13 protein-coding genes and 2 pseudogenes are annotated in these 21,640 nt (G+C 74.2%); 8 read left to right on the top strand and 7 right to left on the bottom strand.

Translation table 11 applies throughout. The annotated features are described in order from the left end of the window. The first annotated feature begins 10 nt into the window (after window positions 1-10). From ABTY59_RS26195 to glgP, 5 genes are all read left to right on the top strand, one after another. On the top strand, window positions 11-1,441 hold the full coding sequence (locus ABTY59_RS26195; protein ID WP_352021485.1) for a 4-hydroxyphenylacetate 3-hydroxylase family protein: 1,431 nt from the start codon (window positions 11-13) through the stop codon (window positions 1,439-1,441). Next, complete coding sequence (locus ABTY59_RS26200) at window positions 1,438-2,886, top strand: MFS transporter (protein ID WP_352021486.1); 1,449 nt, start codon at window positions 1,438-1,440, stop codon at window positions 2,884-2,886. The genes ABTY59_RS26195 and ABTY59_RS26200 overlap by 4 nt, the downstream gene beginning before the upstream one ends. Before the next feature lie 53 nt (window positions 2,887-2,939). Then, on the top strand, window positions 2,940-4,046 hold the full coding sequence (locus ABTY59_RS26205) for a monodechloroaminopyrrolnitrin synthase PrnB family protein (protein ID WP_352021487.1): 1,107 nt from the start codon (window positions 2,940-2,942) through the stop codon (window positions 4,044-4,046). A 32-nt stretch (window positions 4,047-4,078) separates the two neighbouring features. Continuing rightward, window positions 4,079-5,413, top strand: a complete 1,335-nt coding sequence (locus tag ABTY59_RS26210; RefSeq protein ID WP_352021488.1) for an FAD-dependent monooxygenase — start codon at window positions 4,079-4,081, stop codon at window positions 5,411-5,413. Window positions 5,414-5,511: 98 nt separating this feature from the next. After that, window positions 5,512-8,061: an alpha-glucan family phosphorylase gene (glgP, locus tag ABTY59_RS26215; protein WP_352021489.1), complete on the top strand. Its 2,550-nt coding sequence runs from the start codon at window positions 5,512-5,514 to the stop codon at window positions 8,059-8,061. 9 nt (window positions 8,062-8,070) lie between these two features. Here glgP and ABTY59_RS26220 read toward each other — a convergent pair whose 3' ends face one another. The 4 genes from ABTY59_RS26220 to ABTY59_RS26235 form a co-directional block, all read right to left on the bottom strand. Further along, complete coding sequence (locus tag ABTY59_RS26220; RefSeq protein WP_352021490.1) at window positions 8,071-9,588, bottom strand: sensor histidine kinase; 1,518 nt, start codon at window positions 9,586-9,588, stop codon at window positions 8,071-8,073. Then, on the bottom strand, window positions 9,581-10,237 hold the full coding sequence (locus tag ABTY59_RS26225) for a response regulator (RefSeq protein WP_352021491.1): 657 nt from the start codon (window positions 10,235-10,237) through the stop codon (window positions 9,581-9,583). The genes ABTY59_RS26220 and ABTY59_RS26225 overlap by 8 nt, the downstream gene beginning before the upstream one ends. 75 nt (window positions 10,238-10,312) lie before the next feature. Next, complete coding sequence (locus ABTY59_RS26230) at window positions 10,313-12,337, bottom strand: M4 family metallopeptidase (RefSeq protein ID WP_352021492.1); 2,025 nt, start codon at window positions 12,335-12,337, stop codon at window positions 10,313-10,315. A 244-nt stretch (window positions 12,338-12,581) separates the two neighbouring features. After that, a complete protein-coding gene (locus ABTY59_RS26235; RefSeq protein ID WP_352021493.1) occupies window positions 12,582-13,481 on the bottom strand; it encodes a TetR/AcrR family transcriptional regulator C-terminal domain-containing protein in 900 nt (299 codons plus the stop codon). Between the two features lie 137 nt (window positions 13,482-13,618). Between ABTY59_RS26235 and ABTY59_RS26240 the strand changes: the two genes are divergently transcribed. Beyond that, the gene (locus ABTY59_RS26240) at window positions 13,619-15,106 is read left to right on the top strand and encodes an MFS transporter (protein WP_352021494.1); all 1,488 of its coding nucleotides are present in this window, start codon (window positions 13,619-13,621) and stop codon (window positions 15,104-15,106) included. A 28-nt stretch (window positions 15,107-15,134) separates the two neighbouring features. Here the strand turns inward: ABTY59_RS26240 and ABTY59_RS26245 are convergent, their stop codons facing one another. Both ABTY59_RS26245 and ABTY59_RS26250 read right to left on the bottom strand, forming a co-directional pair. Then, window positions 15,135-16,934 carry an ABC transporter ATP-binding protein gene (locus ABTY59_RS26245; RefSeq protein ID WP_352021495.1) on the bottom strand — a complete coding sequence of 600 codons (1,800 nt, stop codon included), beginning with the start codon at window positions 16,932-16,934 and terminating at the stop codon, window positions 15,135-15,137. Beyond that, entirely contained in the window at window positions 16,931-18,709 is a 1,779-nt protein-coding gene (locus tag ABTY59_RS26250) for an ABC transporter ATP-binding protein (RefSeq protein WP_352021496.1), read from the bottom strand. The genes ABTY59_RS26245 and ABTY59_RS26250 overlap by 4 nt, the downstream gene beginning before the upstream one ends. A 101-nt stretch (window positions 18,710-18,810) precedes the next feature. Between ABTY59_RS26250 and ABTY59_RS26255 the strand changes: the two are divergent. Together ABTY59_RS26255 and ABTY59_RS26260 are read left to right on the top strand one after the other, a co-directional pair. Continuing rightward, window positions 18,811-18,882: pseudogene (locus ABTY59_RS26255) on the top strand (hypothetical protein); the annotation flags it as partial. Between the two features lie 153 nt (window positions 18,883-19,035). Beyond that, window positions 19,036-19,316, top strand: a pseudogene (locus tag ABTY59_RS26260) (response regulator transcription factor); the annotation flags it as partial. A gap of 18 nt (window positions 19,317-19,334) precedes the next feature. Here ABTY59_RS26260 and glgX read toward each other — a convergent pair. Next, entirely contained in the window at window positions 19,335-21,536 is a 2,202-nt protein-coding gene (gene glgX, locus ABTY59_RS26265; protein WP_352021497.1) for a glycogen debranching protein GlgX, read from the bottom strand. Window positions 21,537-21,640 lie beyond the last annotated feature (104 nt).

The raw sequence follows: 21,640 nt of genomic DNA on the forward strand, positions 1-21,640 counted from the left end.
CGACACACCGGTGACGAGGTCCGGGCAGGAGTATCTGGAGGGACTGCGCGACGGGCGCGAGGTCTGGCTCGACGGGGAGCGGGTCAAGGACGTCACGGCCCACCCCGCCTTCCGGGCCTCCGCGGCCTCCTTCGCCGGCCTGTACGACCTCGCCGACGACCCCGTGCACCGCCCCGTCCTCGTCCGGGGCGGGATCCGCCGCGCCGGTGCGGTGCCCCGCTCCTACGAGGACCTCGTCGCCCGCCGCCGCGCCTTCCGCACCACCGCCCGGGCGAGCTACGGCTTCCTCGGCCGCACGCCCGACTACATGGCCGCCGGCGCGGCCGGATTCGCCGCCGCGCCCGCCGTCTTCACCGGCGGGACCTTCGACGGCGCCGGCCACGCCCTCGCCTTCCACCGCCGGCTCGCCGAGGGCGACCTGCACGTCGCGTTCACCCTCGGCAACCCGGCGTCCGGCCCCGGAGAGGACGACCTCGCCCTCAGGGTCGTCGGGGAACGCGACGGAGGGATCGTCGTCCGCGGCGCCAAGACCATCGGCACCGGCGCCGTCTTCGCCGACGAACTCCTCGTCGGCACCATCGAGCCGCTCGCCGCCGACGACACCGGGCACGCCGTCACCTTCTCCGTGCGCCTCGACACCCCCGGCCTCCGGCTGATCTCCCGCACCTCCTACGAGGAACGCGCCCGCTCCGTCTTCGACCACCCGCTCTCCTCCCGCTACGACGAGAACGACGCGATGCTCGTCTGCGAGGACGTCTTCGTCCCCTGGGAACGGGTCCTCACCTACCGGGACCCGGCCACCACCGGCGCGATCTGGTGGCAGACCCCCGCCTACCTGAACTTCGTCCACCAGGCCGCGACGCGGTTCTGGACCAAGCTGGAGTTCCTCACCGGCCTCGCGCTCCTCCTCACCCGCGCGAACGGCACCGAGAAGCTGCCGCCCGTCACCCAGGCGCTCGGCCGGCTCCTCGGCATGGTCGCCCAGGCCAAGGCCTTCGTCCTCGCCGCCGAAGCCTCGTACGAGCAGGTCGACGGCGGGCGCGGCGGCGTCCGCCCCGGGCAGGACATCTCCTTCGCCCAGCGGATCATGGCCGGCGAGCTCTACCCGCGGGCCGTCCAGGACATCAAGCTCCTCGCCGGCGGCGCCCTCGTCCAGCTCCCCGCGAGCGGCCGCGACCTCCTCCACCCCGAACTGGGCCCGCTGGTCCGCCGCTACTTCGCGTCCCCCGGCCACCCCGCGGAGGACCGCGTGAAGCTCCTCAAACTCGTCTGGGACGCCCTCGGTTCGGAGTTCGCCGGCCGGCACGAGCAGTACGAGCGCTTCTACCACGGCGCCCCGCACGTCTACCTGACCATGCAGACCTGGGCCGGCTCGGCGGAGGAGTGCGAGAGCCTCGCCCAGGCCTGCCTCGACGGCTACGGCCTGGGGACGAACCGGTGACGACGGCGCCGCCACCACCGGGCCCGCGACGCGGCGCGCTCGCCCTGCTCGCCTCCACCCAACTCCTGCTGATCATGGACACCGCGATCGTCAACGTCGCGCTGCCCTCCGTCGGCGAGGACCTCGGCACCGGCGCCGACGGCCTCTCCTGGGTCGCCAACGCCTACCTCATCACCTTCGGCGGACTGCTCCTCCTCGGCGGACGCGTCGCCGACCTCCTCGGCCACCGGCGGGTCTTCCTCGGCGGCCTCGGCCTGCTCGCCGTCGCCTCCGCCGCCGGTGGTCTCGCGCCCGGCGCCGACACCCTCGTCGCGGCCCGCGCCGCCCAGGGCGTCGGCGCCGCGCTCGCCGCGGCCGCCGCCTTCGCCCTGCTGCTCCTGCTCTTCCCCGACGGCCCCGCCCGGCACAAGGCCCTCGGCGCCTTCGCCGCCATGGGAGGCCTCGGCGGCGTCCTCGGCACGGTCCTCGGCGGCGTCCTCACCGACCTCCTCGGCTGGCGCGCCACGTTCTGGCTGAACGTGCTCCTCGCCGCCGTCCTCGCCGTCCTCGCAGTCCGCGTCCTCGCCCCCCGCACCGGCGCGGCCCTCCGCGGCGGCTTCGACCTGACCGGGGCGCTCACCGCCACCGCCGGCCTCGGCCTCGTCGCCTACGCCCTCGTCGGCGGCGCCGAGGCGGGATGGCTCTCCGCCCGCACCCTGAGCGCCGCGGGAGCCGGCCTGGCACTGCTGCTCGCCTTCGCCGCCGTCGAGACCCGGGCCGCCGCACCGCTCGTCCCGCCCGCCGTCCTCGGCCGGCCCGCGCTCCGCCTGTCCAACGTCCTCGCCGGGCTCGCCCAGACCACGCTGTTCCCGATGTTCTTCCTGGTCAGCCTCTACCTCCAGAGCGTCCTCGGGTACGCGCCCCTGGGCGGCGGCCTCGGCCTGCTGCCGCTGTCCCTCGTCGTCGTCGCCGTCGCCCCGCAGACCGGCCGGATCATCTTCCGCGTCGGACTGCACCGGACCATGACCCTCGGCTTCGTCCTGCTCTGCGCCGGGACCCTCTGGCTGGCCCTCGCCCTCACCCCCGACGGCGGCTTCGCGCGCACCGTCCTCGCCCCCAGCCTCCTCCTCGGCGCCGCCCTGCCCCTCGTCATGGTCACCACCAACGTGGCCGCCACGGCCGAGGCCACGCCCGAGGAGACCGGCCTCGCCTCCGGACTCGTCAACACCAGCCAGCAGTTCGGCTCCGTCCTCGGCCTCGCCGTCCTCGTCGCCGTCGCCACCACCCGTACCGGAGACACCACCGGGGCCGGTGCCGCCGCCCGGGCCGCCGCCGAGACCGCCGGCTTCCGCGCCGCCCTGCTCACCGGCGCCGTCCTCGCCGCCCTCGCCGCGCTGCTCTCCCTGCGCCTCCACCTCCCCGAGCGGGCCGCGGCACCGGACGACCGCGTGCCCGATCCGTACTGACCGGAGCCGCACCGCGACGCCCACGACCAGCCCCGGATGAAGAGGAGCCCGCCTTGCTCGGCGACCCGCGTCACACGACCGAGGAGATACGAGCCGCCGACCCGCTGGGCGCCGACGCCCTGCTCGCCGCGGTGCCCGCGATGAACGCGCGGGCCGACGCAGCGGCCCTGACCGTCGCCCTGCGCGCGCTCGTCCCCGACCTCGACCGCGCCGCGCACTGGAACGTCGGCGGCGCCCTCGCCGCGATGCGGGACCTCGGCATCCTCCTCGGTTCCCTCAAACGCCACGGCGTGCAGCCGCTGGCCGCCGTCCCCGAGGCGCTGCCCGTCCTCGAACTCCTCGGCCGCCGCACCGACATGATCCCCCGGGACACCGTCCACCACTACACGAGCTGGAACCCCAAGGGCCCCCGCCGGCGCACCTACACCGGCCACCCCACCGAGGCCCTCCTCCAGGACGCGGTCCGCATGGTCTTCCCCGGACTCGTCGCCGCCCTCGACGACTGCGCCCGCGTCGCCCGCCTCGAACCGTACGACCCCGGATTCGCCGCCGCCCTCCACCGCATCGCCGGCCATGTGCGCACCATGGTGGAGTCCATCGACCTCACCGTCGCCCGGGTCCCGCCCGCCTACTTCGCCGTCACCCTCCGCCCGTACTTCGAGGAGATCGACATCGACGGCCGTGACTACCTCGGCCCGGCCGCCGCACAGGTCCCGCTCTGGCTCGTCGACCTGACCCTGTGGCAGTGCGACCGCTCCGACCCCGCCTACGACGCCTTCCTCGCCGAATCCCTCCCGTACGCCCTGCCGTCCTGGCGCGCCTTCCACGCCCGGCACCGCGGCGGGATCTCCGCCGTCGGCAAACTGTCCGCGGCCGTCAGCTGGGAGGGCGCCGACCGGCTGCCGCCCGCGCTCACCGACTCGGCGGAGGCCCTCGGCCGCGTCCTGCGCCTGCTGAAGACCTTCCGGGCCCGGCACCTCGGCATCGCCCGCAAGGCGTACAGCGACGACCTCCGCCTGTACGAGGAGGGCAGCGGCGGGGCCCCCGTCGCGCTGCTGCGCTCCATCCTGGACCTGACCAGGGAGAACGAGACCATGGTGCGCCGCGCGACCGCGCAGCGCCGTCCCGCCGGGGCTCCCGTCGGCCCTCCGGCCGCGTAGACAGGCCCCACCGGCGCGAAGGAGCAGTCGAGATGTCCCCCCACCCCCCGTACGGCCCCCCTTACGGACACAGCCCGCACATCGTGATCGCCGGCGGCGGCATCGCCGGACTCACCGCCGCCCTCGCCCTCCACGCCGCCGGCTTCGAACGGGTGACGGTCGTCGAGGCGGCCGCGGCCGTCCGCCCCGTCGGCGCCGGACTCAACCTGATGCCGAACGCCGTCCGCGAGCTCGACGCCCTCGGCCTGCTCGACGCCCTGGAGGCCGGCGCCCTGCGCACCCGCGAACTGCGCTACTACCACCGCTCCGGCGGCCTGATATCCCGCGAACCCCGCGGCCTCGCAGCCGGCTACCGCTGGCCCCAGCTGTCCGTCCACCGCGGCCACCTCCAGCAGGTCCTGGCCGGCGCCGTCCGCGCCCGGCTCGGGACCGCCGCCCTCGTCACCGGCGTCAAGGTCACCGGCGTCGAACCGCTCCCGGACGGCCGGCCCCGGCTCCTCCTCGAACACCGGGAAGGCGCCGTCAAGGGCCGGGCCTCCCTCGAACCCGACGTCCTCGTCGGCGCCGACGGCGTCCGCTCCGCCGTCCGCGCCGCGCTGAACCCGGCCGAGGGCGGCCCCCCGTGGAACGGGATGCTCGTGTGGCGGGGCGTGTCCCGGATGCCCGCGCGGGCCGTCGGCTCCTTCATGTTCATCGCCGGCGACGACCGGCAGAAGGCCGTCGTCTACCCCATGGGACGGCCCACCGGACCCGGCCGCGAGGTCCTCGTCAACTGGGCGCTCGCACGCCCCGCCGACACCCCCCGCCCCGCCTGCGGGGAGGGCCCGCCCGGCGACTGGAACCGCGCCGTCCCCGTCGAGGGCTTCCTCCCGTACTACGAGGGCTGGGAGTTCGACGGCGTCAGCGTCCCCGACGTGCTGCGCGCCGCCGACACCGCCCACGAGTACCCGATGGTCGACCGCGACCCCCTCGACCGGTGGACCCACGGCCGCACCACCCTCATCGGCGACGCCGCCCACGCCATGTACCCCATCGGCTCCAACGGGGCCACCCAGTCCATCGTCGACGCCCGCGCGCTCGCCCACGCCCTCGCCCGCCACCCCGACCCCGCCGAGGGCCTCGCCGCCTACGAGCGGGAGCGCCGCCCCGCCATGACCGCCCTCCAGCGCGCCAACCGGCAGCTCGGCCCCGAGGTCGTCATCGACCTCGCCCACGCGCGCGCCCCCCAGGGCTTCACCGACATCCACCAGGTCATCCCCGCCGAGGAGCTCGCCGCCATCGCCGGCCGGTACGCCGCCACCGGGGCCTTCGACCCGGCCACCGTCAACCGGGGCTCCCCGTACGAGGCCGCCGTCCCCTCGCCCTGACGCCCCGTGGTCCGCCGGGCGGGCGTGCCCTACGGTCTTGGTGGCACACAGCGTGGTGCGCCCGCTCCGGTCCGTACTCGCCTGCGAAGGTGGACAGCGTGAAGGCAATCCGTCGATTCACCGTGCGTCCCGTCCTCCCCGACACCCTTCGACCCCTCGCCGACCTCGCGCACAACCTGCGCTGGTCCTGGCACGAGCCCACCCGGGCGCTCTTCGCGTCCCTCGCCCCCGAGAACCTGGCCGGCGCCGATCCCGTCCGGGTCCTCGGCGCCCTCGAAGCGCCGCGGCTCGCCGCCCTCGCCGCCGACGAGGAGTTCCTGACCCGGCTGCGCGCCGCCGCCGACGACCTCGACCGCTATCTGCGGGAACCCCGCTGGTACCAGGGGTGCGCGAACGACGCCCCCGCCGCCGTCGCCTACTTCTCGCCCGAGTTCGGCGTCGCCGCCGCCCTGCCCCAGTACTCCGGCGGCCTCGGCATCCTCGCCGGCGACCACCTCAAGTCCGCCAGCGACCTCGGCGTCCCCCTCGTCGGCGTCGGACTGCTCTACCGGCACGGCTACTTCCGGCAGTCCCTCGGCCGGGACGGCTGGCAGCAGGAGCAGTACCCCGTCCTCGACCCCGGCGAACTGCCCGTCACCCTGCTCCGCGAGTCCGACGGCACCCCCGCCCGGATCACCCTCGCCCTGCCCGGCGGCCGCAGCCTCCACGCCCACCTGTGGATCGCCCGGGTCGGCCGCGTCCCGCTCCTCATGCTCGACTCCGACGTCGAGGAGAACGCCCCCGGCGAACGGTCCGTCACCGACCGGCTCTACGGCGGCGGCAGCGAGCACCGGCTCCTCCAGGAGATGCTCCTCGGCATCGGCGGCGTCCGCGCCGTCCGCACCTACACCCGGCTCACCGGCCACCCCGCGCCCGAGGTCTTCCACACCAACGAGGGCCACGCCGGCTTCCTCGGACTCGAACGCGTCCGTGAACTCCAGTGCGAGGGGCTCGACTTCGACAGCGCCCTGGAGACCGTCCGCGCCGGGACCGTCTTCACCACCCACACCCCCGTCCCGGCCGGCATCGACCGCTTCGACCGCGCCCTCGTCGCCCGCCACCTCGGCGACGACGGCGCCCTCCCGGGCGTCGACCTCAACCGGATCCTCGCCCTCGGCGACGAGACCCCGCTCGGCGGCGAGACCGGCGTCTTCAACATGGCCGCCATGGGCCTGCGCCTCGCCCAGCGCGCCAACGGCGTCTCCACCCTCCACGGCGCCGTCAGCCGCTCCATGTTCGCCGGACTCTGGCCGGGCTTCGACGCCGACGAGGTCCCCATCACCTCCATCACCAACGGCGTCCACGCCCCCACCTGGGTCGCCCCCGAGGTCGGCCGGCTCTCCCCGGACGCGAGCGACCGGGAGCTGTGGGAGCTGCGCCGCACCCTGCGCGAACGGCTCGTCGCCGACGTCCGGGACCGGCTGCGGGCCTCCTGGCGGCAGCGCGGCGCCGCCGCCGCCGAACTCGGCTGGACCGAGACCGTCCTCGACCCCGACGTCCTCACCATCGGCTTCGCCCGCCGCGTCCCCTCGTACAAGCGGCTCACCCTGATGCTGCGCGACAAGGACCGGCTGCGGGCGCTGCTCCTCCACCCCGAGCGGCCCGTGCAGCTCGTCGTCGCCGGCAAGGCGCACCCCGCCGACGACGGCGGGAAGCGGCTCGTGCAGGAACTCGTCCGGTTCGCCGACGACGCCCGTGTCCGCCACCGCATCGTCTTCCTGCCCGACTACGGCATGGAGATGGCCCGCGGCCTCTACCCCGGCTGCGACGTCTGGCTGAACAACCCCCTGCGCCCCCTGGAGGCCTGCGGCACCAGCGGCATGAAGGCCGCCCTCAACGGCTGCCTCAACCTCTCCGTCCTCGACGGCTGGTGGGACGAGTGGTTCCGGCCCGACTTCGGCTGGGCCATCCCCACCGCCGACGGCGCGGCCGCCGCCGACGAGGACCGCCGCGACGACCTGGAGGCCGCCGCCCTCTACGAACTGATCGAGCGCCGGGTCGCCCCCCGCTTCTACGACCGCGGCCCCGACGGGGTGCCGGCCGGCTGGACGGCCATGGTCCGGCGCACCCTCGCCGACCTCGGCCCGAAGGTCCTCGCCGACCGGATGGTCCGCGAGTACGTCGAGCGGCTGTACGTCCCCGCGGCCGCCGCCCACCGGGCCCTCCGCCCTGACCGGGCACGGGACCTCGCCCGCTGGAAGGCCCGCGTCCGGGAGGCCTGGCCCGCGGTGGCCGTGGACCACGTGGAGCTGGGCGACGACCTCGCCGAGGAGGACGCCGAGCTGGGCGCCACGCCCGTCGTCCGCGTCCGGGTCGCGCTCGGCGCGCTCGGCCCCGACGACGTCGAGGTGCAGGCCGTCACCGGCCGCGTCGACGCCGACGACACCCTCACCGCCACCCGGACCGTCACCCTCAAACCGGCGGGCGGCCCCGACCTGGAGGGACGGCTGCCCTACGCGGGCACCCTGGAGCTCGACCGGACCGGCTCCTTCGGCTGCACCGTCCGCGTGCTGCCCGCCCACCCGCTGCTCGCCCACCCGGCCGAACTCGGCCTCGCGGCGCTGCCGTCGGCGACGACGGGCGAGGGGGCGGGGGTGCTGCTGAGGTGACGCCCTGAGCTACGGCACCTCGGCCTTGCCGGCGAGGTGCCCGTCGACGAAGCACAGCCGGTACACCGGGATCTCGGCCAGCATCTCGGACCGGTAGTACCGGCACTCGTCCATGCCGGGCGGCTGCGCCGGTGCGCGCTGCGGCGGGCCGTCCAGCGGGCGGTCGGGCCAGTCGTCGGTGGTCCCGGCGATCTCCGTGAGCGACTGCCCGATCCGCAGCCGGGCGTAGTCCTCCGGCTCCAGGTACGACTGGTGCTGGGTCCAGAGCGCGACCCCCGCCATCAGCGCCCCGAGCCCGACGAGGAGCGCGAGCGGGATCCAGATCGCGCGCGCGAGGCCCTTGCGGACCTCCCGGCGGGCCCGGTCCAGCGCCCTCGCCGAGGTCGGCGCGGCCGGCAGCGGCGCCGGGGGGTCCTTCGGCAGGACGGCCTCCAGGAGGAACCCGCCGTCCCCGGTGACCCGGTGCTCCAGCGCACCGCCCGCCAGCCGCACCCGCTCGTCGAGCCCGACCAGACCGCTGCCGCCGGAGGGCCCCGGCGCGCCGCCCGTGCCGGGGCCGCTCACCACCCGGACCCGTACGTCCTCGGGGTCCTGGTCGACCGCGACCGAGACCGCCGCGCCCGGCGCGTGCTTCGCCGCGTTCGTCAGGCCCTCCTGGACGACCCGGTGCAGGGCCAGGCCCGACATGCCCGGGAGCGTCGGCACCGGCACCGGGGAGAGCGTGACGTCGAGGCCCGACGCCCGCGCCCGCGCCGTCAGCTCCTCCACGGTCTCCCCGGGCGGCGTCGTCGGCGGCCCCGCGTCGTCCTCCCGCAGCACCCCGATGATGTCCCGCAGCCGGGCCGTCGCCTCCGCCGCCGCGCGCCGCAGCTCGCCCGCGGCGTGCTGCTGCGCGGGGCCCAGCGCCGGATCGACCTCCAGGGCGCCCGCGCGGACCGCGATCAGGGCCAGGTCGTGGCCGAGGGAGTCGTGCATGTCGCCCGCGATCCTGGACCGCTCCCGCAGCCGCTCCCGGTCGGCGACCGCGGCCTGCTCCCGCTCCATCCGGTCGGCCAGCTCCCAGCCGCTGCGCACCAGCCGGTCGTACTGCCGCATGTAGCGGCCGATCAGCCAGGGCGCGACGACCCCGAGGGCCAGCGTGAGCAGCAGCGTGAACCACTGGCCGAGGGACGCGTTCGTGACCGCCGTCAGGAGCAGCCCCGCCGCCGCGACCGCACCGAACAGCCACAGCGCCCGCGCGGTCCGCTCCTCCCGCCGTCCCGCGAGATAGCCGAAGGCGAGCAGCGCCGGGCTGTACGAGGCGGTGAACAGCTCCGGGTCGGCGGAGAGGCTGACCGCGACCACGAGCGCGATCGGCACCGGCGGCCACCGCCGGGCGACCGCGACGCAGCCGCCGAGCACCACCACGCCGATCGCGACCTCGGCCCAGCTGCCGCCGTCGTTCGGGTCCGACTTCAGCAGGACGGGTACGCAGAGCAGCAGCCAGAGCCCCAGGTCGAGGAGGCGCTCACGGACCCGCTCAGGCATCGGGGACCAGGCCCGCCTCGTACGCCAGGACCGCCAGCTGCACCCGGTTGCGCAGGCCCAGCCTGCCGAGGACCGCGCTCACGTGCGCCTTCACGGTGCCCTCGACGACGTACATGCGGTCGGCGATCTCCTGGTTGGAGAGCCCCGCGCCGAGCAGCGCGACGACCTCCCGCTCCCGGCCCGTGAGGGGCTCCAGGCGGGACCGTGCCTCCGCCGCGCGGGTGAACCGCTCGCCGCCGAGGGTGTCGAGGACCCGTCGCGCGACCGTGGGGGACAGCGCGGCGCCGCCCCCGGCCACCGCCCGGACCCCGGCGATCAGCTCCCGCGGGTCCCCGGACTTGAGGAGGAAGCCGCTCACGCCGCTGCCCAGCGCCCGCGCGATGGAGGCGTCCTCCGAGAAGGTGGTGAGCATGACGACGGCCGTGCCGGGCACGGCCGCGCGCAGCTCCTCGGCGGCGCCGAGCCCGTCGAGCCGGGGCATCCGGATGTCGAGGAGGACCACGTCGGGGCGGTGTTCGCGGGCGAGTTCCACGGCCTCGTGGCCGTCGCCGGCCTCGGCCACCACCTCGATCCCGGGGTCGGTGGTGAGGATGGCCCGCACCCCGGCCCTGATCATCGTCTCGTCGTCGGCAAGCAGGACCCTGATCATGCGGTCCAGGGTATGCAGAAGCGCGGGCGCCCGGAGGGAAGGTTCCCTCCGGGCGCCCGTTGCTTCGTTCCGGCCTTACGGGAAGGTCAGCTTGAAGCTGTTGATGTAGCCGGTGTCGATCGACGCCTTGTCCTGGACGCGGAGCTTCCAGACGCCGTTGGCGACCTCGGAGGAGGCGTTCACGGTGTAGGTCTGGTTGATGTTGTCCGCGCTGCCGCCGGCCCGGTTGCTCAGGCTGTAGACGGAGCCGTCGGGGGCGATGAGGTCGACGACCAGGTCACCGATGTAGGTGTGGACGATGTCCACGCCGACCTTGAGCGTCGAGGGCGCGTTGCCCGTGACGCCGGAGACCGTCAGCGACGAGGTGACCGCGGCGCCGTTGTCCGGGATGGAGACGTCGGCGTCGTTGGTGAACACCGTGCCGCCGCCGGGGCCGCCGGGGCGGGAGCCGACGTTGATCGCGGCCCAGGCGTTCTCGACGGCCGCGACCTCGGCGCTGCCCGCGCCGTACAGCTCGGTGGCCGCCGCGACGGTGCCGGTGCGGGCGCCGGCGTAGTTGGTGGAGGAGTTCCACTTGGTGGTGAGCGCCTTGAACCAGATCAGGCGGGCCTTGTCGATGCCTATGCCGGTGACCGGCAGGCCGTCGGAGGTCGGCGAGTTGTAGCTCACGCCGTTGACGACCTTGGCGCCGCTGCCCTCGGAGAGCAGGTAGAAGAAGTGGTTCGCCGGGCCCGAGGAGTAGTGGACGTCGATGGAGCCGATGCCCGAGTACCACGAGTCCTTGGACGCGCCGTCCTTGCTCGGCTTGTCCATGTAGCGCAGCGGGCTGCCGTCGCCGTTGATGTCGATCTTCTCGCCGACGAGGTAGTCGCCCTTGTCGTTGGCGTTGTTGGCGTAGAACTCGACCGCCGCGGCGAAGATGTCCGAGGTGGCCTCGTTGAGGCCGCCGGACTCGCCGCTGTAGGTCAGGTTGGCGGTCGCGGCGGTGACGCCGTGCGTCATCTCGTGCGCGGCCACGTCGATGGACGTGAGCGGCTTGCTGTTGCCCGAGCCGTCGCCGTACGTCATGCAGAAGCAGCTGTCCTGCCAGAACGCGTTGACGTAGGCGTTGCCGTAGTGGACCCGGGAGTACGCGCCGACGCCGTCACCGCGGATGCCGGAGCGGCCGTGCACGTTCTTGTAGTAGTCCCAGGTGAGGGCGGCACCGTAGTGCGCGTCCGCGCCGGCCGTCTCCTTGTTGGAGGGCAGGCCGTTGCCCCACGTGTCCGTGCTGTTGGTGAACAGCGTGCCGGTGCCGGACGAACCACCGTTGAGGTTGTACGTCTTGTGGTTGCCGCGGCCGGTGTCGGTCAGCGTGTACGAGGGCGCGGTGCCGAGGGTCACCTGGCCGCTGTACTGCGTGTTGCCGATGCCGTTCTCGACGGCCTGCCACTCGTAGAGCTTCGCGCCGCTCTTCGCGTCGGTGACGACGTGCAGCTCGTTCGGGGTGCCGTCGTGCTGGAGGCCGCCGACGACGGTCTCGTACGCGAGGACGGGGGCGCCCTGGGCCATCCAGACGACCTTGCGCGGGGCGCGGTCGGCGGCGGCCTTCTTCGAGCCCTCCGCGACGGCGCGGCCCAGGGCCTGCTTCTCGGCGGCGGCCGGGGCGACGTCGGCGGCGAGGTCGACGTTCTTCAGCTCGGCGCGGTTCGCCTTGAGGACGCCGGTGGTGGCGCCGGCCTTCGACTCGGCGACGATCAGGTCACCGCCGAGGACGGGCAGTCCGGCGTAGGTGCGCTCGTAGCGCGTGTGGGTCGTGCCGTCGCGGTCCTGGACGACGTCGCGGACGACCAGCTTCTCCTGGGCGCCGAGCCCGAGGGACTTGGCCGTGGCGGCCTTGTCCGCGTCCGCCGCCTTGATCAGCGCGGCGCGCTGGGCGGGGGAGAGGTCGGCCGGGAGCTTGCCCGGGTTGGCCTTGCCGGCGGACAGCGCCTTGGGGGCGGCCGCGAAGGTGTCGATGTCGGCCGAGGCGCTGCCGGCCTGCACACCGAGGGTGAGCATGGCAGCGGCGGCGATCAGAGCGCCGGTCGCGGTGGCGCGACGGCTGGGCGTGGATCTCACGCAGACTCCTTATGCGAGGGGGGTACCGGCGGGCTTGGGTGAGTCCGTCCGGGCGGTGCAAGGAGAGCTGTGGAGCAACGCCGAACGGGTTCGGGGGCCTACTTGTGACGCCGAACTCGTCCGGGTGACGCGGTGAACTGTGGTGCGAAGAACCGGGGAGAGAGTGACAGGAATGACGGGGACCTGTCAGGACCGCGTCAGGAAGTTGGCCGGAAATCGTCCGGTGCTCGCATGACCGTGTTCGTTAACCGGACGTTTCGTCGATCATGGCGGCGATGCCGTCCAACGTTCGCTGGAGCCCGAATTCGAAGAGCGTCTCCAGGCTCAGCTCGAAGCCTCCGTCACGGGTGACCTCGTCGAGGAGGGGGTACGGGCGACCCGACTGCGCCGCGTCGAAGCGTGGCTCGTTCTGTTCCATCCACTCGTCGCCCGAGAGGCCCGTGTCGAGCCGCGCCTGCTCCTCCAGGTCGTCCGCGAGCGCCAGCCCCTGGACGAAGGCGAACAGCGTCAGATGCGTGTGCAGCTTCTGCGACGACGTCATGGGCGTCCCCCGCAGCACCGCGAGCACCCACTCCGTGTACGCCATCGCGTTCGGCGAGGCCACCGGGCGCGTGAACGACGCCATCGCCTGCGCCATCCAGCGGTGCCGCGCGTACACCTCGCGCAGCCAGCGGGCCGCCCGCTCCAGACCCGGCCGCCAGTGCGCCGGCACCGGACCCAGCGGGACCTCCCCGCACGCCTCGTCCGCCATCAGCCGCACCAGCTCGCCCTTGCCCGGCACATGCCGGTAGAGCGCCATCGCCGAGGTGTCCAGCACCGTCGCGAGCCGGCGCATCGTCAGGGCGTTCAGGCCCTCCGCGTCCGCCAGCTCCAGCGCCGCGCGGACGACCCTCCGGCGGGTGAGGGGTTCCGGCCGCGTGTCCCCGCTCCGGGCCGCGACCAGCGTGCCCACGCCCGGCTCCACCCGGACCAGGCCCTCCCGGCGCAGCACCGCGAGCGCCTTCGTCGCGGTGGCCATCGCCACGCCCCACTCGCGCGTGACCGCCCGCGTCGACGGCACCGGGTCGCCCGGGGCCAGCTCCCCGGACCGGATCCGGCGTCGGATCGCGGCGGCGATGGTCAGGTAGGGCGGCTCCGGCGTCACGGAGGGGGAGTGTACTAGTGCACCTGGGCGGTGTATACGCGGCTTGAACTGGGCTTTCTCGGGAAATCGAGGAAGGTGGGTGCGGTGCACTAGGGCGTTCGTGGCGCTGTACGCCTCCGCGTTGCTTCGCTCAGCGCATGACACTCACCGCAGGCCCCTCGACGGCCGCAGGACCCGCCCGTGCCGGCCGGCGCGAATGGACCGCCCTCGGCGTCCTCATGCTGCCCCTGCTCCTCGTCTCCATGGACGTCTCCGTCCTCTACTTCGCGATCCCCTCCATCGCCGCCGACCTCCGGCCCGGCGCGATCCAGCAGCTGTGGATCCTCGACACGTACGGCTTCGTCCTCGCCGGACTCCTCGTCACCATGGGCGCCCTCGGCGACCGCGTCGGGCGCCGCAGACTCCTGCTCCTCGGCGCCGCCCTCTTCGGCGCCGCGTCCCTCGGCGCCGCCTACGCCCACAGCCCCGGCGTCCTCATCGGGGCCCGCGCGCTCCTCGGCGTCGCCGGGGCCTGCCTCATGCCGTCCACCCTCGCCCTGATCCGCACCCTCTTCCAGGACCCGGCCCAGCGCGCCAAGGCCGTCACCCTGTGGACCACCGTCATGGCGGCCGGCATCTCCCTCGGACCCGTCGTCAGCGGGGCCCTGCTCGAACACTTCTGGTGGGGATCGGTGTTCCTCGTCAACCTGCCCGCGATGGTGCTGCTGCTCGTCCTCGCGCCGTTGCTCCTCGGGGAGTCCAAGGGGGGAGCCGCGCACGGGCGGTTCGACGTGCTCAGCGCCGGGCTCTCCCTCGGCGCGCTGCTGCCCCTGATCTACGGGATCAAGGAACTCGCCAAGGACGGGTGGGACGCCGTGCCCGTCCTCGCCGTGGTCGTGGGGCTGCTGCTCGCCGTCGTCTTCGTGCGCCGGCAGGCCCGGCTCCCCGAGCCCATGGTCGACCTGCGGCTCCTGCGGAACCCCGCGTACGGCGGGTCCCTGCTGGCGAACCTGCTCGCCATGGTCGCCACCGTCGGGTTCGCCGTCTTCCTCACCCAGTACCTGCAGTCCGTGCTCGGGCAGAGCCCGCTCGAAGCCGCCCTGTGGAGCCTCGTCCCCGCCGGTGGCGTCATGGTCGCCGCTCCCGTCGCCGCGGTGCTCGCCCAGCGCACCGACCGGGCGTTCGTCATGGCCGGCGGGTTCCTCCTGGCGGCCGGAGGGTTCGCCTGGCTCGCCTCGGTCGAACGCGGCACGCCGTTCTGGGCCGTCCTGGTGGCCAGTGCCGTCTACGCCTCCGGGCTCGTCTCCGCGATGACCCTCGCCAACGAACTCGCCCTCGGCGCCGCGCCGCCCGAGCGGGCCGGCGCCGCCGCCGCCGTCCTCGAATCCGGCTCCGAGCTGGGCGGGGCCCTCGGGATGGCCCTCCTGGGAGCCGTGGGCGCCGCCGTCTACACCGGGGCCATGCCCTCCTCGGCACCCGCCGTCGCCCGGGAGACGCTGGGAGGCGCGCTGGGGTTCGGGCCCGAGGTCGTCGACGCCGCCCGGAGCGCCTTCGTCGACGCCATGGGCGGGGCGGCCCTGGGGGCCGCCCTGCTCATGCTGTCGGCCGCGGCGGTGTCGGCGCTGTGGCTGCGGCGGAGGGGCTGAGGGGCTGAGGGGCTGAGGGGCCCCTCCCTCAGCCCACCAGGCTCTCCCGCCACGCCTGGTGCAGGCCCGCGTAGTGGCCCTCGCCCTGCACCAGGGCGGACGGGCGGCCGTCCTCGACGATCCGGCCCGCCTCCATCACCAGGACCCGGTCCGCCACCTCGACCGTGGACAGGCGGTGGGCGATCACCACCGCCGTACGGCCCTCCAGGACCGTGTCCATCGCCCGCTGCACCGCCCGCTCGCCCGGGACGTCGAGGGAGCTCGTGGCCTCGTCCAGGATCAGGACCGCCGGGTCCGCGAGGAGGGCGCGGGCGAACGCCACCAGCTGGCGCTGACCGGCGGAGATCCGGCCGCCGCGCTTGCGGACGTCCGTGTCGTAGCCGTCCGGGAGCGTGGTGATGAAGTCGTGCGCCCCGATCGCCTTCGCCGCGTTCTCGATCTCCGCCCGGGTCGCGTCCGGGCGGCCGATCGCGATGTTGTCCGCGACCGTGCCCGAGAAGAGGAACGCCTCCTGGGTGACCATCACCACGTTGCGGCGGAGGTCGGGCGTCGCGAGGTCCCGGAGGTCCACGCCGTCCAGCCGCACCTGACCCTCGGTGGGGTCGTAGAAGCGCGCCAGGAGTTTCGCCAGGGTCGACTTGCCCGCGCCCGTCGCACCGACCACGGCCACCGTCTGGCCCGCGGGGATCGTCAGGTCGAAGGCGGGGAGCACCTCGCCCCCCGTGCGGTAGGCGAACCCGACGCCGGTGAACGTGATCTCCCGGCCGGCCCCGCCGGGCGGGAGCTCCTTCGGAGTCCTCGTCTCCGGGACCCCCGGTTCCTGGGCCAGGAGGCCGGCGATCTTGGTGAGGGACGCCGCCGCCGACTCGTACGAGTTCAGGAACATGCCGAGGCGGTCGATCGGGTCGTACAGACGGCGCATGTAGAGCACCGCCGCCGCCAGGACGCCGAGTGCGAGGGTGCCCGTCGCCACCCGGTAGGCGCCCCACAGGCACATGCCGGCCACCGCCGTGTTCGCCACGAGCCGGGAGCCCACCACGTAGCGCGCCATCTCCAGGAGGGCGTCGCCGTTGCTGCGCTCGTGGCGGTGGTTGAGGGTCTCGAACTCCGCGTCGTTGGCCCGCTCGCGGCGGAACGCCCGGACCGGGCGGATGCCGTTCATCGTCTCCGCGAACTTCACGATCACGCCCGCGATCGCCGTGGAGCGTTCCGCGTAGACCCTGCCCGCGCGCCGCTGGTAGAGGCGCACGAGGAGGTACAGGGGCAGGAAGCTCGCCACCGCCACCGCGCCGACGCCCCAGTCGAGCCAGAGGAGGATCGCCGCGATGGAGAGGAAGGAGAGGGCCACCCCGATCAGTTCCTGCAGGCCCTCCTGGAGCAGCTCCCGCAGGGACTCCACGTCCGTGGTCGAGCGGGAGATCAGACGGCCCGAGGTGTACCGCTCGTGGAAGTCGACGCTGAGCAGCTGGGCGTGCCGGAAGATGCGGCCGCGCAGGTCCAGGAGAACGTCCTGGTTGATCCGCGCCGCGCCGCGCACGAACGCGTACTGCAGGACGCCCGAGAGGCTCGCGCAGAGGAGGTAGCCGAGCGCCACGGCGATCACCGGGCCGTGGTCCCCCGCCCGGAAGGCCGGGACCCCCCGGTCGATGGCGTACGCGACGAGCAGCGGGCCCGCCTGGAGCGCCGCCTCCCGGACGAGGAGGACCAGGGCCGCGACCACGAGGCGGGCGCGGTGGCCGGCCAGCAGGGAGCGGAGCAGGGCGCCCGTCGCTCCCCGGGGGGCCGGGAGGTCGTCGCGGTCGAAGGGGTCGGCCGGAGTGTCCGTCATCGGTTCTCGGTCCCTTCGCCGGACATCAGCCAGGCGTACTCGGTGCTGGTGCGCAGCAGTTCCTGATGGGTGCCCACGGCCGTGATCCGGCCCTCGGAGAGCAGCGCGACCCGGTCGGCGAGCATCACCGTCGACGGGCGGTGCGCCACGACCAGGGCCGTCGTGTCCCTGAGGACCTCGCGCAGGGCCGCCTCGACCCGGGCCTCCGTGTGGACGTCGAGTGCCGAGAGCGGGTCGTCCAGGACCAGGAAGCGGGGCCTGCCGACGACCGCGCGGGCCAGGGCGAGGCGCTGGCGCTGGCCGCCCGACAGGCTGAGGCCCTGCTCGCCGACCTGGGTCGCCGTGCCGTCCGGGAGCCGGTCGACGAAGCCGTCGGCCTGGGCGACGCCGAGGGCGCGCCGGAGTTCCGGGTCTCCGGCTCCTTCCGCGCCCATGAGCACGTTGTCGCCGACGCTCGCCGAGAACAGCGTGGGCTCCTCGAAGGCCATGGAGACGAGGGAGCGGAGCTTCTGCCGCTCCATGAGGGCGATGTCCTCGCCGTCGAGGAGGATGCGGCCCGCCGTCGTCTCGTGCAGCCGCGGCACGAGGGCGGTGAGCGTCGTCTTGCCGGACCCCGTGCCGCCGACCAGGGCCAGGGTCTCGCCCGGGCGGATGTGCAGGTCGACGCCGTCCAGGACGGGGGCCGTTCCATCGGGGGCGTCGGGGTAGCGGAAGGTGACGTTCTCGAAGCGGACCCCGTCCCGGGCGGCCCAGGCGGCAGTGCCGCGGGGTGTCTCCGGCTCCTCCTCCGCGTCCATCACCTCGAAGTAGCGTTCCGTCGCCGTCGCCGCCTCCTGGGTCATCGCCAGCAGGAAGCCGATCGACTCGACCGGCCAGCGCAGGGCGAGGGCCGTCGACAGGAACGCGACGAGGGTGCCCGCCGACAGGCCGCCGTCGGCGACCTGGACCGTGCCGAGCACGAGGGCGGCGCCGATGGCCAGTTCCGGCAGGGTGGTGATGACCGCCCAGATCAGGGCGAGGAGACGTGCCTTGGCCAGTTCCGTGCCGCGCAGTCGTCCGGCGAGTTCGTGGAACGCCCTCGCCTGGCTGCGGTGCCGGCCGAAGCCCTTCACGATCCGGATGCCGAGGACGCTCTCCTCGACGACCGTCGTCAGGTCGCCGACCTGGTCCTGCGCGGTGCGCGCCGCGCGTCCGTACCGCCGCTCGAACAGGTTGGAGACGATCACGAGCGGGATGACGGGGGTGAGCAGCACCAGGCCGAGGGACCAGTCCTGGGCGAGCAGGAGGACATAACCGGCGAGGATCGTCACGCCGTTGACCAGGAGGAACGTCAGCGGGAAGGCCAGGAACATCCGGACCAGCATCAGGTCCGTGGTGCCGCGCGAGAGCAGCTGTCCGGACGCCCAGCGGTCGTGGAAGGCGATCGGGAGGCGCTGGAGCCTGGCGAACAGGTCCGCGCGCATCCGGGCCTCCACGGAGGACAGCGGGCGGGCCACCAGCCAGCGGCGGTAGCCGAACAGGACGGCCTCGGCGATTCCCAGGAGGAGGAGGTACAGGGCTCCGAGCCACACGCCCCCGGGGTCCCGGTCCGCGACGGGGCCGTCCACCAGCCACTTGAGGACGAGGGGGATCACCAGCGACAGACAGGAGGCGACGATCGCGACGAAGGCGGCGGTGAACAACCGGCCCCGTACGGGCCGCACGTACGGCCAGAGACGGAGCAGGACGCGGACCGTCGAGCGGTCCGGGTGCGGGGGCGTTGGTTTCTCGGGCATCAGGCCCGACCATACGGTTCGCCACTGTCGCCGCTCACCCGGTTTTCGGTCGTGGCCCGGCATCGACCGATCGGCTGATGCCGGTTCGAGCGTGATGGCCGATGGGCGGGGACGGCCGCGCTCGGACCCGGTTCGGGAAGCTGTCCGGAGGCCAGAAGCAGCGGCTGTTCATCGCCCTCGCGCTCCTCGGCGGCCCCCGGGTCGCCGTCCTCGACTCGCCCGGCGGACTGATCGGGCGCACCTCCGCCGCCACGGAGATCCCGTTCGACGCGGGCACCCCGCTCGACCCGGAGGCGCTGCGGTCCCTGCCCGGCGCCGTGTCCTTCGCGGCGGCGGAGGGCCGCACGGTCCTCTCTCCGGCCGTCGCGTCACGGCTCGTCACCACGGTCCGCGCGCCGCAGGCCGGCGCGCTGTCCGCCCGGGAGCACGAGATCCTGACGCTCGTCGCGAAGGGCACGGCGAACCGGGCGATCGCGGCGGAGCTCTTCATCAGCGAGGCGACGGTGAAGACGCACCTCACCACCTCTACGCCAAGCTCGGCGTCAACGACCGGGCGTCCGCGGTCGCGACGGCCTACGACCGCGGCATCCTGGGCGGCGGCCCCTGAACGGGCCGCCCCGGCCCCTCACGTCTTCACCCGCAGCAGCACCACCGACCGCGCCCCCACCGTGATCGTGCTCCCGCCCCGGTGTTCCGTGGACGGCGGCTCCGACTGGTCCTCTCTCGTCGTGTCCACGATGAGTTCGTACGTCTCCGCCCACGGCGGGCCCGGGAGGCGGAACTCCAGGGGGCGGGGGCCCGCGTGCAGGACCGCGAGGAAGCTGTCGTCGGTGATCTGCTCGCCCCGCTCGTCCCGGCCGGGGATGTCGCGGCCCGACAGGTAGAGGCCGAGCGTGGCCGTCGGCGCGTACCAGTCGCGCTCGGTCATCTCGGTGCCCTCGGCGGTGAACCAGGCCAGGTCCCGCAGCCCGTCCGCGGCCTGCGGCCGGCCGGAGAAGAAGGCCCGGCGGCGGAGGACCGGGTGGCGGTGGCGCAGGGCGAGGAGCCGGCGGGTCAGGGCGAGGAGGCCGTGCCGGCCCGGGTCGTCGGGGAGGGACCAGTCCAGCCAGCCCAGCGCGTTGTCCTGGCAGTACGCGTTGTTGTTGCCGCCCTGGGTGCGGCCCGTCTCGTCGCCGGCGACGAGCATCGGGACCCCGGTCGACAGGAGCAGGGTGGTGAGGAGGTTGCGCTGCTGCCGCAGGCGGAGGGCGTTGATGGCGGGGTCGTCCGTCTCGCCCTCCGTGCCGCAGTTCCAGGAGCGGTTGTCGTGGGTGCCGTCCCGGTTGCCCTCGCCGTTGGCCTCGTTGTGCTTGCGCTCGTACGTGACGAGGTCGCGGAGGGTGAAGCCGTCGTGGGCGGTGACGAAGTTGACGGAGGCGTACGGACGGCGCCCGCCCCAGGCGTACAGGTCGCTGGAGCCGGACAGCCGGTAGCCGAGGTCCCGGACGTCGGGCAGCGCCCCGCGCCAGAAGTCCCGCACGGCGTCGCGGTAGCGGTCGTTCCATTCCGTCCACAGGGGAGGGAAGGCGCCCACCTGGTAGCCGCCGTTGCCCACGTCCCACGGCTCGGCGATGAGCTTCACGCGGCGCAGGACGGGGTCCTGGGCGATGACCGCGAGGAAGGGGGAGAGCATGTCGACGTCGTGCATCGAGCGGGCGAGCGCCGCCGCCAGGTCGAAGCGGAAGCCGTCGACGCCCATCTCCGTGACCCAGTAGCGCAGCGAGTCGGTGATGAGGCGCAGGACCTGCGGCTGGACGACGTGCAGCGTGTTGCCGCAGCCCGTGTAGTCGGCGTACCGGCGGGCGTCCGACTGGAGGCGGTAGTAGCCGCGGTTGTCGATGCCCTTCAGGGAGAGGGTGGGGCCGAGCTCGCCCGCCTCCGCCGTGTGGTTGTAGACGACGTCGAGGATCACCTCGATCCCGGCCGCGTGCAGCGCCCGCACCATCCGTTTGAACTCGCCGACCTGCTGCCCGGCCGTCCCCGAGGAGGAGTAGCCGGCGTGCGGGGCGAAGTAGCCGACGGAGTTGTAGCCCCAGTAGTTGCGCAGCCCGCGCCGCAGGAGGTGGTCCTCGTGCGCGAACTGGTGCACCGGGAGCAGTTCGACCGCCGTCACGCCGAGCCGGACCAGGTGGTCGATCGCGGCCGGGTGCGCGAGGCCCGCGTAGGTGCCGCGCAGGTGCTCGGGGATGCCCGGGTGGAGCCGGGTGAAGCCCTTGACGTGCAGCTCGTAGATGACCGAGTCCTGCCAGGGCGTCTTGGGCCTGCGGTCGTCGGACCAGTCGTCGTCGTCATGGACGACGACGCCCTTGGGGACGTACGGGGCGGAGTCCCGCTCGTCGCGGACGGTGTCGGCCACGTGCTGCTGGGGCCAGTCCCGGACGTGTCCGTACACCTCGGGCGGCAGCGCGAAGTCGCCGTCGACGGCCCGCGCGTACGGATCGAGGAGCAGCTTCGCCGGGTTCCACCGGGCGCCCGTCCACGGGTCCCAGCGGCCCCGGACCCGGTAGCCGTACCGCTGTCCCGGTCCGACGCCCGGCACGAAGCCGTGCCAGATCTCGTGGGTCAGCTCGGTCAGCGGGAGCCGGGTCTCGGTCCCCCCGGCGTCGAAGAGGCACAGCTCCACGGCCTCCGCCCCGCCCGCCCACAGGGCGAAGTTGGTGCCCGCGACCCCGCCGGGCCCGACCCGGCAGCGGGCCCCCAACGGGGTCGGCGCCCCGGGCCACACCGGTGGCCCGGCCCGCTCCAGGGCATGCTGCTGTACCGCCTCCTGCTCGGCTGCGCTCGCCACCGTCCCGGCCTCCCGCGGCTCGTCGGGCCCGCACCCGGGGGAGCGGCGGCGTCCCGGCCGCCGCTCCCGCGGGTGGTCCTCCCCCTGTTCTGCCCGCACGGCCG

The sequence above is a fragment of the Streptomyces sp. NPDC096079 genome (genome assembly GCF_040303145.1).
In the GTDB taxonomy this organism is placed as follows: domain Bacteria; phylum Actinomycetota; class Actinomycetes; order Streptomycetales; family Streptomycetaceae; genus Streptomyces.

Excerpts from the sequence above, each read along its gene's own strand:
- ABTY59_RS26240 (WP_352021494.1), top strand. The coding sequence starts at position 13,619 with ATGACACTCACCGCAGGCCCCTCGACGGCCGCAGGACCCGCCCGTGCC.
- ABTY59_RS26220 (WP_352021490.1), bottom strand. The coding sequence starts at position 9,588 with ATGCCTGAGCGGGTCCGTGAGCGCCTCCTCGACCTGGGGCTCTGGCTG.
- ABTY59_RS26225 (WP_352021491.1), bottom strand. The coding sequence starts at position 10,237 with ATGATCAGGGTCCTGCTTGCCGACGACGAGACGATGATCAGGGCCGGG.
- ABTY59_RS26245 (WP_352021495.1), bottom strand. The coding sequence starts at position 16,934 with ATGACGGACACTCCGGCCGACCCCTTCGACCGCGACGACCTCCCGGCC.
- ABTY59_RS26210 (WP_352021488.1), top strand. The coding sequence starts at position 4,079 with ATGTCCCCCCACCCCCCGTACGGCCCCCCTTACGGACACAGCCCGCAC.
- ABTY59_RS26250 (WP_352021496.1), bottom strand. The coding sequence starts at position 18,709 with ATGCCCGAGAAACCAACGCCCCCGCACCCGGACCGCTCGACGGTCCGC.